General features: G+C 62.9%; 13 protein-coding genes, 1 pseudogene and 1 riboswitch. Of the genes and pseudogenes, 4 read left to right on the forward strand and 10 right to left on the reverse strand.

The window, feature by feature from the left end:
* Positions 1-148: 148 nt before the first annotated feature.
* The 8 genes from L610_RS17180 to L610_RS17215 all read right to left on the reverse strand — a co-directional run bounded on the left by L610_RS17180 (position 149) and on the right by L610_RS17215 (position 7,990).
* Complete coding sequence (locus tag L610_RS17180) at positions 149-1,150, reverse strand: TRAP transporter substrate-binding protein (protein ID WP_144706545.1); 1,002 nt, start codon at positions 1,148-1,150, stop codon at positions 149-151.
* A 17-nt stretch (positions 1,151-1,167) separates the two neighbouring features.
* Entirely contained in the window at positions 1,168-2,958 is a 1,791-nt protein-coding gene (locus tag L610_RS17185) for a TRAP transporter large permease subunit (protein WP_246659046.1), read from the reverse strand.
* Between the two features lie 26 nt (positions 2,959-2,984).
* Positions 2,985-3,788 (reverse strand): bifunctional hydroxymethylpyrimidine kinase/phosphomethylpyrimidine kinase, encoded by an 804-nt coding sequence (thiD, locus tag L610_RS17190; protein WP_144706547.1) that lies wholly within the window; start codon positions 3,786-3,788, stop codon positions 2,985-2,987.
* Positions 3,785-4,447: a thiamine phosphate synthase gene (gene thiE / locus L610_RS17195; RefSeq protein ID WP_024850056.1), complete on the reverse strand. Its 663-nt coding sequence runs from the start codon at positions 4,445-4,447 to the stop codon at positions 3,785-3,787. The genes thiD and thiE overlap by 4 nt, the downstream gene beginning before the upstream one ends.
* Positions 4,440-5,186: a hydroxyethylthiazole kinase gene (locus L610_RS17200; protein ID WP_144706549.1), complete on the reverse strand. Its 747-nt coding sequence runs from the start codon at positions 5,184-5,186 to the stop codon at positions 4,440-4,442. Before L610_RS17200 ends, thiE begins: the two co-directional genes overlap by 8 nt.
* The gene (locus L610_RS17205) at positions 5,183-6,121 is read right to left on the reverse strand and encodes an ABC transporter substrate-binding protein (protein WP_144706551.1); all 939 of its coding nucleotides are present in this window, start codon (positions 6,119-6,121) and stop codon (positions 5,183-5,185) included. The genes L610_RS17200 and L610_RS17205 overlap by 4 nt, the downstream gene beginning before the upstream one ends.
* 34 nt (positions 6,122-6,155) lie before the next feature.
* A complete protein-coding gene (locus tag L610_RS17210) occupies positions 6,156-6,899 on the reverse strand; it encodes an ABC transporter permease (protein ID WP_144706553.1) in 744 nt (247 codons plus the stop codon).
* Between the two features lie 115 nt (positions 6,900-7,014).
* Positions 7,015-7,117: riboswitch (TPP riboswitch) on the reverse strand.
* A gap of 240 nt (positions 7,118-7,357) precedes the next feature.
* Positions 7,358-7,990, reverse strand: a complete 633-nt coding sequence (locus L610_RS17215) for a glyoxalase superfamily protein (protein WP_144706555.1) — start codon at positions 7,988-7,990, stop codon at positions 7,358-7,360.
* Positions 7,991-8,449: 459 nt separating this feature from the next.
* On the opposite strand from L610_RS17215, the gene L610_RS17220 reads away from it, so the two are divergent.
* Both L610_RS17220 and L610_RS17225 read left to right on the forward strand, forming a co-directional pair.
* Entirely contained in the window at positions 8,450-9,004 is a 555-nt protein-coding gene (locus L610_RS17220; protein WP_144706557.1) for an RNA polymerase sigma factor, read from the forward strand.
* Positions 8,994-10,934, forward strand: coding sequence for a VWA domain-containing protein (locus tag L610_RS17225; protein ID WP_144706559.1), 1,941 nt, complete (start codon positions 8,994-8,996; stop codon positions 10,932-10,934). The genes L610_RS17220 and L610_RS17225 overlap by 11 nt, the downstream gene beginning before the upstream one ends.
* 42 nt (positions 10,935-10,976) lie before the next feature.
* Here L610_RS17225 and L610_RS17230 read toward each other — a convergent pair whose 3' ends face one another.
* Both L610_RS17230 and L610_RS17235 read right to left on the reverse strand, forming a co-directional pair.
* Positions 10,977-11,876 carry an HWE histidine kinase domain-containing protein gene (locus L610_RS17230; RefSeq protein WP_144706561.1) on the reverse strand — a complete coding sequence of 300 codons (900 nt, stop codon included), beginning with the start codon at positions 11,874-11,876 and terminating at the stop codon, positions 10,977-10,979.
* Between the two features lie 19 nt (positions 11,877-11,895).
* Positions 11,896-12,318: a hypothetical protein gene (locus L610_RS17235; protein ID WP_144706563.1), complete on the reverse strand. Its 423-nt coding sequence runs from the start codon at positions 12,316-12,318 to the stop codon at positions 11,896-11,898.
* Between the two features lie 331 nt (positions 12,319-12,649).
* On the opposite strand from L610_RS17235, the gene L610_RS17240 reads away from it, so the two are divergent.
* Both L610_RS17240 and L610_RS17245 read left to right on the forward strand, forming a co-directional pair.
* Positions 12,650-13,813 (forward strand): hypothetical protein, encoded by a 1,164-nt coding sequence (locus tag L610_RS17240; RefSeq protein ID WP_144706565.1) that lies wholly within the window; start codon positions 12,650-12,652, stop codon positions 13,811-13,813.
* A 140-nt stretch (positions 13,814-13,953) separates the two neighbouring features.
* Positions 13,954-14,120 (forward strand): annotated as a pseudogene (locus L610_RS17245) (IS3 family transposase); the annotation flags it as partial.

Raw genomic sequence — 14,120 nt, forward strand, 5'->3', positions numbered from 1 at the left:
CATGAACTAAGATTGAAACCGGACCACCCTATGGGGTCAGGCCAACGTAGCTGTCCCACTCCGGCGCGGCGGCCTGTTTGAGGCGATCGAAGATATCCATGATCTAGCGTTTCCTGTTGGCATCGAAAATTTGCAGACGCGCTGCGGCTCAGCCGGCGTCCCGGATCAACTCGATCTTGTCGCGGCCGCCGACGATGTCGGCGAAATCCTGCCAGACGCCATGAGCCCCTTCTTCCCACGCCGCCCGGTCCGCGGGCTGCAGCACCTTGCCGCCATGTTCGGCAGCGAGGGTCATCGAGCGTTCCTCGTCGGCAACGATCAACTCGTTGAAATGGACCGCGCCTGCAGACGCTGCTTCCTGGAAAACTTGCTTCTGCTCGTCGTCGAGGCCATTCCAGAACGGGGCTGCGAAATACACGACGCCTGACGCCCAGATATGGCCGGTTTCGGTGAGGTAAGGCACGACCTCGTAGAGCCTGAAGCCGGCATAGGCCGACTTGGTCAGGTCCATCGCGTCGGCGAGTCCGGTTTGCAGCGCGTTGTAGGTCTCCGGGATCGGGATGCCGACGGGCGTGGCGCCGAAGGCGCTCCACAGCTTGGTGTGCAGCGGGCTCTGGATGACGCGAATGCGCTTGCCGGAAAGCTGACCGGGCCTCGTCACCGGCTCCTTGGTCAGCAGGTGGCGCGCGCCGTAATTGATGAAATCGGCAACGACGAAGTTCTGGTCGGCCAGCTTTTCCTTGAGCTCCGCGCCTGTTTCACCGGTCACCGTGGCGCGAACATGCGCAGCGTCGCGAAACAGGAACGGCAGGTCGAGAAGCTGGACTTCGGGCACCCAGCCCGATAGCGCCGACACTGTCGAAAGGCTGGCCTGAACCGAGCCGAGCCGGATGCCTTCGGCCACCTCCTTCTCGCCGCCCAGCGCGGCGTTCCCGACGATGTTGAAATTGAATTGGCCGGGAAGCTTCTGCTCCACGAGATCGCGGATGCGGTGCCAGATCAGGGTCTCGGGCTTGTCGTCGCCCAACAGGGAGGCGACGGTCAAAGTGGTTTGTGCCTGCGCGCGGCCGATGATGGCGGGGGCGAAGACGAGCCCCGCACCGACCGCTGCGGTGGTGCGGATGAAGCTGCGACGGGTGAGCATGGACATGAGGCCTGTTCCGTTTGCTAGAGGATGATGGCGCCTGCGGTGAGCAGAGTGAGAGAGAGGAGAAGGGCCGCTAGATAGGGCAGGATCGCCCTGAACAGCACGCCGGCGGGCACCCTCGTCACGCCACTGACGACGAAGACGAGCATTCCGACCGGCGGCGTCAGGCCGCCGATCATCAGGTTGACGACGAGGATGACGCCGAAATGGATGGGATCAATGTTGGCCGCGACCGCCAGCGGCAGGAAGATCGGCGCGAAGAGCAGGATCGCCGCGCCGATGTCGAGCACCAGCCCGATCAAGAGCAGCAGCACATTGATGACGATCAGCATCTCCAACGGCCCCAGCCCGAAGCCGGTGACAAAGGATGACAGCAGCCCCGAGACGTTGTCGACCGCGAGAAGGAAGGCGAACGGCCCCGCCGTACCGATCAGGAGGCCGATGGCGGAGGCCTCGACCGCAGACTGGCGGAACGCGGCGTAGAGCGGCACAGTCTTCACACGCGCGCCGATGGCGAGGAAAAGCGTGTAGAGCGCGGCGAGCGCGGCCGCTTCAGTGACGGTCACGACGCCCATACGGATGCCGACAACGACGATGACGCCGAGCCCGAAGGCGGGGATGGCGGCACGCGCCGAACTCCAGCGTTCCAACGCGTCCGCGCGCGGTCGCGCCGCCTGCTCGTTTCTCGTGAGGTGTATGGCGACAGCAAGGCACAGCGCCATCACGCCGCCAGCCACGAAGCCGCCGACGAACAGCGCGCCGACCGATAGGTTCGTCGCCACGGCGAGAATGAGGAAGGCGATGGAGGGCGGTATGACGTTGTCCAGCACCGAGCTGGAAGCGATGATCGCACCGGCCTGCGCGGGCGGATAGCCGTTCCTGACCAGTTCGGGCTGGAAGGCGGCGGAGGCGAAAGCGGCGTTGGCGACCGAGGATCCCGACGCGCCGGAAAACAGCACGCTGGTCAAAAGCGTGGTCTGCGCCAGACCGGCGCGCCGATGCCCGACAAGGGAGGCGGCGAAGCGGACGATCTGCGCCGCCGTACCGGATATGGCCAGCAGGCCGCCCACGACGAGGAAAAACGGGATTGCCAGAAGGAGGAACCTCGACATGCCGGTGACGGTGTAGGACACGACCGCCTGTTCCGGCATCGGGCTGCCGAAGGCGATGGCGAGATAGGCGGCGGCGATGAAAGCGTGCGGCAGCGGCGCGGCTGACACCAGCCCGATCCCGGCGATCAGGCCGAGCACGATGCTCGGCGACAGCGCGACAGGGACCGAAACCTGAGTGGCGGCAAGATGCAGGGCAATACCCGCCGCGAGCGCCGCCATAAGGCGCACCGGCCTTCCCTCGGCAAGCCGCTGCAAAGCCAGAACCAGCACGATCAGCGCGCCGCCGGCCCCGAGGAAGCCGAAGCGTATCCATTCCGGGAGGCCGAGCGTCGGCGACACGCCGCCGAGCATCGTCGCGATCCGGGTGCTGCCGAAGGCGAGTATAAGTCCCGCGAGCACCGTGAAGATATCGGCAATGACGGAAGCGGCTGTTTGCCCACGGGGCGGCAGCCTCATGACGAACACGTCAAGGCGCATGGCGAGCGCGCTGTTGAGCGCCAGCGGCGTGCCGAAGGCGATGAGCGCGACATGCAGCCAGATGCCCAGATCCTCCGCGCCGACGAAGCCCATCCCGAAGACGTAGCGCAGCACGACCGTTGCCAGTACGACGACGAGCAGCGCCATCAGCAGCGCGGCGCAGACGCCGCCCAGTGTCTGCTCAATCCAACGCAGCCAGCGCGCAGCGAGGTGAGAGACCAGGAAGCCCCTTCTGGACGCGGTCCCGCTCACGCCGCTGGCCACCAGCGATGGAAATGATGAACCGGCCCATTGCCCTGCCCGACGGACATGGCCGCCCCTGCCTGCAATGCCCCTTGTAGGTAATCCTTCGCCTGGCCAACCGCGTCGGCGAGCGAGAGGGACTGCGCCAGCCCGGCGGCGATCGCGGCGGACAGGGTGCAGCCCGTGCCATGGGTGTTAACGGTCGCGATACGCGGCGCCGTAAAGCGCTGCACGTCATTGCCGTCGAAAAGAATGTCGGTGCTCTCGGCCCCCGTGCCGTGCCCGCCCTTGAGCAGGACCGCTCTCGCGCCGGAACGCAGAATGGCTTCGGCCTGTGCCAGCATCTCCTTTTCGGTCCCGGCAGGACCAGAATCGCTCAACAGCGCCGCCTCGGGCAGATTTGGCGTCACCAGCACGGCCAGCGGCACCAGCCGGGTCCGCAACGCCTCAATGGCGTCGGCCCGCAAAAGCCGGTCGCCCGAGGTGGCGACCATGACCGGGTCGAGCACCGGGCGTATGCCGTGGCGTTGCAGACCATCGGCGATAACCTCGATGGTCTCTATCCGCGAGGCCATGCCGATCTTCACCCCGCCGACATCCATGTCGTCGTAGATGGTGTCTATCTGTGCCGCGATCATGTCCGGAGACACATCTTCCACGGCCCGCACGCCTCTGGTGTTCTGTGCGGTGAGCGCCGTGATCACGCTGGCTCCAAATACGCCGAGCGCGGAGAAGGTCTTGAGGTCTGCCTGAATGCCGGCACCCCCGCCGCTGTCCGAGCCGGCTATGGTGAGCGCGATCTTTGTCATTGGCAGTTCTCCTTGAGGACGGCGTCGACGGCCGCGCGCATCGCCCGCGTCGCGGTGGCGATATCGGCCGCCCGGAAAATCCTCGAAATCATGGCGACACCGGACGCGCCGGCGCGGACGACATCACCGGCGCGCATCAGGTCGATCCCGGCTATAGCCCCGACCGGCATGTCCGGGCGCGCAGACCGGATGCGGGCGCGCAGCCGCGCAAAGCCGTCCAAACCGACAGGCGGGTCCGGATTGTTCTTGGAGAGCGTCTCGAACACGCCGCCGATGCAGGCATAGTCGACCGGGGCCGCCAGCGCTGCATCGGCATCGGCGTCGTTCTTGACCGTCACCCCAATGATTGCGTCAGCGCCAAGAAGACGGCGCGCCGTGGCCGGGTCGAGGTCGTCGCGGCCAAGATGAACGCCGTCCGCGCCGGTGGCGAGCGCGACGTCGACGCGGTCGTTTACGACCAGCGGCACGCCGCTCCTGGCGAGAGCCGCGCGGATCGCTGTCGCCTGTTCGAGCAGTTCGCGGGTGCTCGCCTGCTTGTCGCGATACTGGATGATCGTCGCCCCATTATCCGCCGCGATCCGCGCCAGCACGGCCAGGTCACCAATGTCGCGCAGACTTCCGTCAACGATGGCGTTCAACCTGTAATCGACCTTATGCATTTCGCACCCTCGCATTCTGGATGATGTCTTTCTCGGAAAGCCCGGACAGGACATCGAGCAGCGCTATCCCGAAGCTGGCCGGCCCCCGCGCCTCGCGGGCCGCGATATCTGCCGCGACCCCCATGACGAGCATAGCCGACGCCGCAGCGATGATGGGATCGTCCCCGACCGCGGTGAAGGCCGCGATCACCGCGCCCGAAAGGCAACCCGTTCCTGTCACCTTCGCCATGAAGGGATGACCGTTGCCGATCAGCAGCCTTGTGTCGCCGGACTCGATGCGGTCTTCCTCCCCGGTCCGCACTCCGACCACGCCGGGCGGCACCTGGAGCAGCCGATGCTCGGCTGCGTTGGCACGCAAGATCGTTGGCGATCGCGCCAGCAGGTCCTGCGCTAATGCCGCCCGAACCGCGGAATAATCGCAATGGGCGGGATCGAGCACCCAAGGCTTTCCTCCTTCCTCAGCCCCATCGAGGGCGAGGTCGATGGCCTCGCGCCTTTGCGCATCCAGCGTGCCGAGATTGACGACGAGGACGTCGGCTTTCCCGACGAAGGTCTGCACTTCCTCAGGTGAGGAGGTCATGGATGGAATGGCGCCCAACCCCGACAGACCGTCGGCGATGAGCTTCTGCACCACCGTGTTCATCAGACAGTGAACACGCGGCGGCCTTGCCCGCACGCGATCCAGCAGGTCGCAGGCCTGCTTCGGCAAATCCGCCGCCGGGAACGGGTGCGCGCTCATCGCAGTTCGACCGCGATGTCGTCGAGCGCCGGTGCGGCCTTGATGAGGCCGTTCTCAGCCAGGAACTTTCCGAAACGCTCGTAGCGTCCGCTATCCAGCGCGGCTGGGCGCTTGGCGAAACGCGGCAGCGTGTCCGACCACGCCTGCCAGTTCAGCTCATCGTCGAGATCGGGATAAGCGCGGATGAAGAGTTCCCAACTCTCCTGCGGATGATTGGTGAGATAGATCGCGCCCTGCTCGACCACGTTCAGAAAGCGGGTGAGGCGGTCGTCCGACACCAAGTCAGGGCGGGTGACGAAGATCAGTTCGTCATAGACGGGGACGCCGTGATCCTCGGGAAAGAACGCCTTGCCCTCATGACCCTCCAGCCGCATCTGCGTCAGCTCGAAATTGCGATAGCCGCCAATGGTCGCCTCGACCTTACCGCCGATCAGCGATGCGGTCAGCGCGAAGTTGACATTCACGAACTTCACGTCCGCGGGCTTCACGCCCGCGCTCGACAGCATGGTGGACAGGATCACGTCCTCGAAGCCCGAAACCGAAAAGCCAATGCGCTTGCCGGCAAGGTCCGTGAGGTCATCAATCGGGCCGTACGCCAGAACCGTCAGCGTATTGAGCGGGGTTTCGACCAGCGTCCCAAAGCGCACCAGCGGCACCCCGGCCTCATGATCGAGATAGAGATTGGGCTGGTAATGCACGCCGATTTCGGCCTGTCCCGAGGCGACGGCGCGCGGCACGATCGAGGGATCCGCCGGCGGCAGCAATTCGACCTCGAGACCCGCTTTCTCAAACAATCCGAGCTCTTTCGCGACGACGAGAGGTGCATGGTCCGGATTGACGAACCATTCGAGCAAAACAGTCAATTTGTCCTGGGCGGCAGCCGGGCTCGCCAGAATGAGGCTGGCAGCCAAAGCGAAGGCAGTCTTGCAGATCATTAGAATCTCCGTTTTTCGGGTGAAAGCGAGGGGGTCACTGTTCCTTCGCCCAGGGCGTCAGGTGTGGCGCGAGCGCGTCGACGACATGGCGCAGCAACAGCGTGAGGGCCGCGAGGATGGTCATGGCGGCGAAGACCATGTCGGTCTGCATGCGGGCATTGGCCTGGATCATGACGAAGCCGAGCCCAGCCGACGCGCCGACCCATTCGCCGACCACTGCACCAAGGGGTGCCAGCGGCGCGGCGACGCGCAGGCCGGACACGAGCGACGGCAAGGCGAGCGGCACCCGCACATGCAGCAGCGCGTGCCAGTGGCTGGCATCGGTCAGCGCCGTGGCGTCGAGCAGGTCCTGGTCGATGCGGCGCAGGCCGTCAGCAAATGCCGATGTCACCGGGAAGAAGATGATGAGCGTCGCCATCATCACTTTCGAAGCCATGCCGAAGCCCAGCCAGATGACCAGCAGTGGCGCGATGACGAAAACGGGGAACGCTTGCAGCACTAGCACTATCGGCCAGACCCGCCGACCGAGCCGGGGCAGCGCCGCCATGCCGAGAGCGGTCAGGGCTCCGAGGATGGAGCCGAGCGCGAAACCCGCGAGGATTTCGGCAAGCGTGACCAGCGTATTCTCGAACAGATAGGCAGGTTGCCGCCGCATGGCGGCCAGCACGTCCAGCGGAGTCGGGAGAATGTATCGCGGCGGCGACCAGATCCAGACAATCGCCTGCCAGACGCCGAGCAATGTCACCAGCGTCCGCAGTAGGGAGGAGAGCGTTCCCATCCGGCCGGCTTCAGCCGGTTGGTCTGGTGCAGGCGATAGAATTGTATGGCATTGGCGACCTCCTGATTGTCATCATAGAGATCCAGGCAGAGCGAAGAATTGGGAAAGGGGCGGCGGCGAACCCTTGTTCCGTTCCTACGCCGGTATGACCCGGATCAGGTTCAAGGGTCCGGCTCACCGCCATCTCAGCGTCGTTCGACGCCCCCCTCGGAATGGGGTGATCTATTCAGGGAAAGGGAACGGCGTCAAGGTGACTTCGCCCGATAGTGCCAATACTTCAACGTTTAAGTGACAACGCCGTATTGCGCGTCCGCTACAATTGCTGGCGGTGACGTTGGGGGCAGGCCAATCCATGGAAGAAGTTAGCATCATCGGCGTCGATTTGGCTAAGAACGTGTTTCAGCTTCACGGGAGGACGGCAGATGGCATGTCTGCAGTTTACCAACAGTATAGACAAATCAATAACTTATATGGAGAAAGTTAGACGACAGTCCCGCCCCCTCCGCCACGGGATCGGCCGAGCAAGCTTGATGCTCGTTCGGCCTGGGGCCTCGAAACGCGTTTACCCACACGTTCGCAAGCACGTGCTCGACTAATCCGTCTCGCGCAGCCGGATTCTCGTAAAAGAACCCGGTCAGATAGTCGTCAATTCGATGGAAGCCCGGGCGTCCCACAGCAACGATACCGAGAACTGCCCGCTCCATGCGGTTCCTGAGCGACCCGTCGATCACCGCGTCGACGATCCATGAAATCCGGGTCGTATCGGTCGGCGTGCCGTACCTCGACGGACCAATCCGTTCGACCAGTTGGTGAGCGAGCGCCATGCTGATCCCCAGGCCGCGGACGAGGACCGCGGCCTGGTAGGTGCGCCGGCTGGAACGCGTCGCGTCATCCACGTCAAGGTCGGACAGGGATGGCGGTTCGGAACCTGCCAAGGAACACAACTGGTTCCAGTCGCGATAGCCGAAGAGCTTAGCGACAACCTCCAGCGATCGTCTAAGAGACAGCTTTACTCCTTGCATCGCCAGCTCCTTTCGGAGCGCAGCGGCCACGGCCTTTGGGCGAGAGGTGTTCGTAAAGTGGATGCGCATCGACGTTCTCCATCACGGATGGAGCCCGCACGATCCATGGAAAACGTGTTGAAAGGCGCGCCTGGCCTTCATGGGGCCTGCCAACGAACAGTCGGCTTGGTCTGCGGCGGGCTACTGGGTCGGCCCTCGACCCAGCGGAGAGAATACCGCGTCACGTTTCTCCGTCAATGCCCCTGGCTGAGGATGCGCGCCTTGATCCAAATGTCGCGTGATTTCTGTTGTCGTTTAGGCAAGCTTTGCCGCAGCAAAGCCAAAACCTCTTGCTTCAAATAAGCTGCGGCGCATCATTGGGGCTAACGGACGGCATCGAAAGGCAAAAGAACGCCCACCAAGTGGGCACGCGTAAGAAATCGCACTGACAGGCGGCGGCCAGACAATCTCGGCTAAAAAATCTCCTTGGGCACCCAAGGAACTTGAACCCCGAAACGTCTAAGGGTGCATGAGAAGGCTGCGGACCTGATGGAAGACACCGACGAAACGATCCTGGTGCTTGCGCGCAATGGCGACCGCGCAGCCTTCGCTCGTCTTGTCGAGATGCACTACGACATGTTCTTTCGCGTGGCGTACAGACATCTCGGCAATCGCGCGGATGCGGAAGACGTCGCGCAGGAGGTGTGCGTGCGTCTGGGAGGTTCGATCCGAACGTTCCGAGGAGACTGCAGCCTGTCGTCGTGGCTGTACAGGCTCGTCGTCAACGCGGCTTGCGACCACCAGCGCAAGGCAAAGAGAGGGCGAAACCTCACTCAGGCGGTCGCCGCCGAGCATGAGGTGTCGGGAGGATACGAAGGCGAGAACGACAACGATGCGGCAACGCGTTTGTGGGAAGCCGTCAGGACGCTTCCGGAAAAGACCCGTCAGGCCGTCGTTCTCGTCTATTCCGAAGGCCTCAGCCACCTGAAGGCCGCGGAAGCGCTGGAGTGCTCCGAGGCGACCGTTTCCTGGCACATCCATGACGCAAAGAAAAAGCTGAGGGCCTTGCTGGCTGAACCGGAGGGCGCGACCTATGCACGATGAATTCGAAATCCTGCGGCAGGCCAGGCCCGTCAAGCCGTCTTCGGAAGCCCGGAAGAAGGCTCTGTCAGCGGCCATGACCGCCTATGACGAAGCCGACGAAAAAAACGTCAGCGCGACCCAAGGTTCCGACACCGTCAAGCGTCTCTTGTCCAAGACGTCTAACGGATGGAGGGACATCATGAGGAAGTGGCTTTGGACGGGGGCGGCGTCAATGGCGGTTGCAAGCGCAGCCTTCTTCGTCGTCGGCGGGATGTACACGCAGTACATGCGAGACAGCGGCCTTGCGGTCGTTCAGGAGATGGCCTCCCACCCGGCAGGCGGAGCCGCCTTCAGAAACGACGGCATCGTCCCCATCGCGCCGCAGCCAGCTCCGCCGGCTCGCAAGGCGATGGAAAGCATGGTGATGGCCGAGCGCGGCGTTGCGGTTGCTCCCGCCTTCGTCGGCAATTACCCGTCGCCAGTCATGGATCGTCTGCCGTCGTCCATGCAAAGCCGCGACCGCGTGCGGGAGTTTAAGGGCAGCGGAGTAAAGAGCGTCGCCGAGCATCCGGTCTCGACGTTCTCGGCCGACGTGGACACCGCTTCCTATTCGATGGTCAGGAGCCTGCTCAACATGGGGCAGCTGCCCAACCCCGACACCGTGCGCGTCGAGGAGCTGGTCAACTACTTCCCCTATGACTGGCAGCTCCCGGAAACGCGCGATGAGCCGTTTCGCCCGACGGTAACGGTTATGCCCTCGCCCTGGTCGCAGGGGCGGAAGCTGATGCACGTCGCGATCAAGGGATACGACGTGATCCCTGAGACGCGGCCGCAGGCCAATCTCGTCTTCCTGATCGACGTGTCGGGATCGATGAACGCGCCTGATAAGCTGCCGCTTCTGAAGAACGCCTTCCGCATGCTGGTCGCCTCGCTCTCGCCGGACGACAAGGTATCGATCGTGACGTATGCCGGGCATGCGGGCGTGGTGCTCGAGCCGACCTCGGCGAGCGACACGGCAGCCATCTACGCGGCCATTGACGGGCTTACTCCGAGCGGCGGCACGGCAGGCGAAGCTGGCCTCAACACCGCCTATCGTCTTGCCTCCAAGGCGTTCATTGAAGGCGGGGTGAACCGGGTGATGCTGGCGACCGACGGCGACTTTAACGTCGGGCAGACGAGCGATGAGGACCTGAAGCGCACCATCGAACGCCACAGGGAAAGCGGCGTGTTCCTCTCCGTCCTCGGGTTTGGGCGCGGCAACTACAATGACCAGCTGATGCAAACGATCGCGCAGCACGGCAACGGTACGGCCGCCTACATCGACACGCTCGCGGAAGCGCAGAAGGTGCTGGTGGACGAGGCATCCTCGGCCGTCTTCCCGATCGCCAAGGACGTGAAGTTCCAGGTCGAGTTCAATCCGTCCATGGTATCCGAGTATCGCCTCATCGGCTACGAGACGCGTGAGCTTGCCCGTGAGGACTTCAACAACGACCGCGTCGACGCGGGCGATATCGGCTCCGGCTCTTCGGTAACGGCAATCTACGAGATCACGCCAAAGGGCAGCCCGGCCGCGCTTATCAGCGATCTTCGTTATGGGAAGCCGCAGGGCGCGGACGTCCCGGGAGAGGCTCAGGGCGAATACGCCTTCCTCAAGATCCGCTACAAGCTGCCCGACGAAGACGAGAGCCGGCTGATCGATAAGGCTGTTACGGACGACGACGAGGTCGAGTATTTCGCCGACGCGCCTCAGGACGTCCGCTTCTCGGTCGCCGTCGCGGGTTTCGGACAGAAGCTGCGTCGTGATCCGTCCCTCGCGCAGCACTCGTGGGAAGAGATCAAGGCGATGGCGGCCAGCTCCCGCGGAAACGATTCCTATGGCTACAGGTCATCTTTCCTGTCGCTGGTCGGGCTGGCACAAAGCCTCGACAGGGCAGCTGTTGCTCCTCGATGACGGCGAACTGCCGGGGCCAAGGCGCGCTCCGGCAGTCTGTCCTTAGTGAGGGGCGGGATCGTTCACGTCATATTCGAGAGCTGTGACCGGGAGCCGGATTTCGACCTCAAGCCCCTCAGGTCGATAATTCCAGACGGCATCTCCGCCAACGCTCTGCGCGAAGGCCTGCTTAATCATCCTGGAACCGAACCCGTTGCTCTTCGGCTCCGCAACGCCCGCGACGTTGCTCTCGCTCCACTTCAGGAAGAAGTGCTTCTCCTCTGCGGGCTGACCGTAGCCCCATACTATCCGGACCTTGCCAGATGGAAGCGTGAGCTGGGAGGGGAGCTTCACAGGCGGGCCATCGAGTTCGAAGCGCCCGGTTCCGTCCCTGAATGGTGCGGTGGCGATATTGCGGATCAGTTCGCCAACGTCGATGCCTGCCCAGTTGGTCTGCGCCAGAAGCGACTGCACCTGAGCGAGAGCCATCAGCCTTCGTTCGAAGTCCTGGTAGCGTTCCTTCTCAACGTGGGGCCGCAGCGTGTTCGATGCGATCGCGCCGACGACAGCCAGCGAGTTTTTCATCCGGTGCGCCAGCTCGTCCATAAGCAGCTGCCGTTGCTGCCTTCCACGCTCTCTTTCGATGGCGAGGGCCGCGATCTTCACGAGAAGCGTGACGATTTCGATTTCGTGGGGCTTGGGCGAGCGCGGCTCACGATGGTAGATCGCGAATGTCCCGAGCACAGTGTTCATCCGGGACATGATGGGAGTTGACCAGCACGCTCTATGGCCGTGTTCCCGAGCGAGATGGCGGTATTTGTCCCAACGACTGTCAGTATCGATGTCAGAAACGTAGACGGGCTCCCCGTTGTAGGCGGCCGAACCACAGGAGCCGGCGGTCGGGCCGATCTCAAGGCCATCGATGGCGCGGTTGTAGCTGTCAGGCAGGCTGGGAGCAGCCATGTGACGGAGCCGCTTACCGTCATCGTCCAGCAATAGGATCGACGCGCGCGCCAGTCTTCGAATACTGCTCGATCGTCCTGACGAGGCTCGTCAGCGTTTCCTTCAGCGGTCTGTCCGCCGCCATCATGTTCAGCGTGGCGTTCTCGGCCTCAATGAGCGCCATCTGCCGCTCGGCTTCCTGTTGCCGATCCTGGGCATGTCGGAGCAGTCGCCGATACTCGTAGGCGATCCAGATTATGAGGGTCGAAACAAGCGCGTATTGGATGAGTGCGGGAGCCGTAAAACCGTCAGGCACATGAGCGGAAAGCATCCAGGCCGACAGAGCGAGGCCCAGGGCGGCACAGACGATGCCGGCCGCGGCGCCGCCCACGATCGCCGTCACCATTGTCGCGAACAGAAAGGCCGGGAACGGCGGCGCGGACGGCTCAAAGACTCCCGTCACCAAGCGAACGCCCGCCGCAACGGCGGCACAGAGGCCCGCCAGCGCAAAGGATTGCCATGTCCAAGGCTTGACAGTGACTGCCGGGAACCTTGCGAAAACTCGCGTGCCTGCCTGAGGCATCGGCATCTCCTGAAAGAGATGTCGAAACGCTAGTGGCGGGAGCGAAGATTGCGACTATGAGGCCCCGTCAATCTTTTCTTCGCGCCGACTTCAAGATGGCGAACGAGGGTTAATGCGCAGTTTTTAAGTGTACAGCTTCAGTGGCCGCTAGAGACGAACTCGAGAACTCTTGTTATATGGCCAAATGGACTTTTGTTCGGGGGGGCGACATATGAGGAACGCAGTCGTAGCGGCTCTTATGCTGGGACTGGTGGCTACGGCGAACGCTGAAGGACTGAACGTCGGTCCCGTCATAGACGAGCTCGGTCAGGTCGTACCGGATGTCAGGAAGACGCTAACGAAGCGAAACAAGGCATCGGACTTCAGCATCCTCAAGTTCAATTACTGGACCCATCGACAGGCCTACCAGGAAGACCTGGACGAAGCTCTCGACGAGGCGTTCTCCTCGCTCATGCCGGACGTCTACGGACCGACGCGCTCCGCCGTGAAGGAGTTCGACCAGGCCATCGCGCACGGCAAGAACGAAATCTCCGAGCTGAAGGTGAAGCAGCTCACCGCGCCTGACGCTGCATCGGGAGGCACGCTCATAGACCGCGCTCTGCGGCGATCGGTTCCGTCCGGCTCCAAGGAGGGCATTCAGAACAAGATCGCTGAGATCGAGAAGGAGATTTCCGAGGTTGAGAGATCGAAAGCTGAGCTGATCGCCAGCTTCAGCCAAAAGCTGGCGATCGAGTACGGAGTTTCCATTGCTCCGGAGCAGGCAAAGGCCGCGCTCTACCAGGTGAACGGCAAGTCGATCATTGAAGCGGTGGTGGCGATCAGCGTCCTTCTCGATGTCGAGAAGCGCCTGAAGGAAATCCTCGCGCTCGGCATCGAGCCCGCCGTCGCGAGCAAATATTACGGCATCGCTGCGCTCAATCGCCTTATCGTCCTCCGGATGCACGAGCGCCACCTCGCGAGCTACGAGAAAGACTGGTTTCCCAAGCTCAATGCAATGGAGGCAGATAATCAGGTCGAGATGGAAAACATCCGAAAGACCATCAAGAACGCGAAAGTGGAGGCGAACGCAAAGGCGGCCAGGGCCAACCTTGCAGCCCGAGAAAAGATTGCAAGCACCATCACGAAGTACCGCCGCGTGCTGACCGATCGCCTCAAGGTGACGCAAAAAGCGCTCGAGAAGGCGCGGGAGGACGCGGAGGTCGCGTTCCAGACCCTGATGACGCTTGAAACCGCAAGTCAGCTCGGGAGGCTCTATGAAGAAAGCACAGCCGAGATCAATGCGCTGATGCAAATCAAATCACCCGAACTGCTTCCGCTGGACGACTCCACGCTTGAGCAGTTCATTCAGATTTCCGACGAGATGCTCGGAAGCTGAGCCTGTTCCCGTAACTCGCCAGTGGGCTAACTAAGGGGAACCAGATGAAGTATTTCATGCGGCTCGCGACAAGCCTGGCGCTGTCATTGAACCGCGCCGGGATTGCCGGAGGCTCCCCCTCTTGAGATTAAGGAGCCATCATGACGAAACGGAACGGCAATACCTATTCACCTGAAGTGCGCGAGCGCGCGGTTCGAATGGTTCTGGAGCACCGGGGCGAGTATGCTTCGGAATGGGAAGCTATCAATTCGATCGCTTCGAAGATCGGCTGCACCGGGGAGACGCTTCGCGGTTGGGTGCGGCGTGC

Origin of the sequence: Aminobacter sp. J44 (genome assembly GCF_007829415.1) — a bacterium.
Classification (GTDB): domain Bacteria; phylum Pseudomonadota; class Alphaproteobacteria; order Rhizobiales; family Rhizobiaceae; genus Aerobium.

What these genes read in the sequence shown, in the direction of transcription:
- L610_RS17180 (WP_144706545.1), bottom strand. Translation starts at nt 1,150, where the DNA reads ATGTCCATGCTCACCCGTCGCAGCTTCATCCGCACCACCGCAGCGGTC.
- L610_RS17205 (WP_144706551.1), bottom strand. Translation starts at nt 6,121, where the DNA reads ATGATCTGCAAGACTGCCTTCGCTTTGGCTGCCAGCCTCATTCTGGCG.
- L610_RS17215 (WP_144706555.1), bottom strand. Translation starts at nt 7,990, where the DNA reads ATGCGCATCCACTTTACGAACACCTCTCGCCCAAAGGCCGTGGCCGCT.
- L610_RS17200 (WP_144706549.1), bottom strand. Translation starts at nt 5,186, where the DNA reads ATGAGCGCGCACCCGTTCCCGGCGGCGGATTTGCCGAAGCAGGCCTGC.
- L610_RS17210 (WP_144706553.1), bottom strand. Translation starts at nt 6,899, where the DNA reads ATGGGAACGCTCTCCTCCCTACTGCGGACGCTGGTGACATTGCTCGGC.
- L610_RS17240 (WP_144706565.1), top strand. Translation starts at nt 12,650, where the DNA reads ATGAGGAACGCAGTCGTAGCGGCTCTTATGCTGGGACTGGTGGCTACG.
- L610_RS17225 (WP_144706559.1), top strand. Translation starts at nt 8,994, where the DNA reads ATGCACGATGAATTCGAAATCCTGCGGCAGGCCAGGCCCGTCAAGCCG.
- L610_RS17220 (WP_144706557.1), top strand. Translation starts at nt 8,450, where the DNA reads ATGGAAGACACCGACGAAACGATCCTGGTGCTTGCGCGCAATGGCGAC.
- L610_RS17230 (WP_144706561.1), bottom strand. Translation starts at nt 11,876, where the DNA reads ATGGCTGCTCCCAGCCTGCCTGACAGCTACAACCGCGCCATCGATGGC.
- thiD (WP_144706547.1), bottom strand. Translation starts at nt 3,788, where the DNA reads ATGACAAAGATCGCGCTCACCATAGCCGGCTCGGACAGCGGCGGGGGT.
- thiE (WP_024850056.1), bottom strand. Translation starts at nt 4,447, where the DNA reads ATGCATAAGGTCGATTACAGGTTGAACGCCATCGTTGACGGAAGTCTG.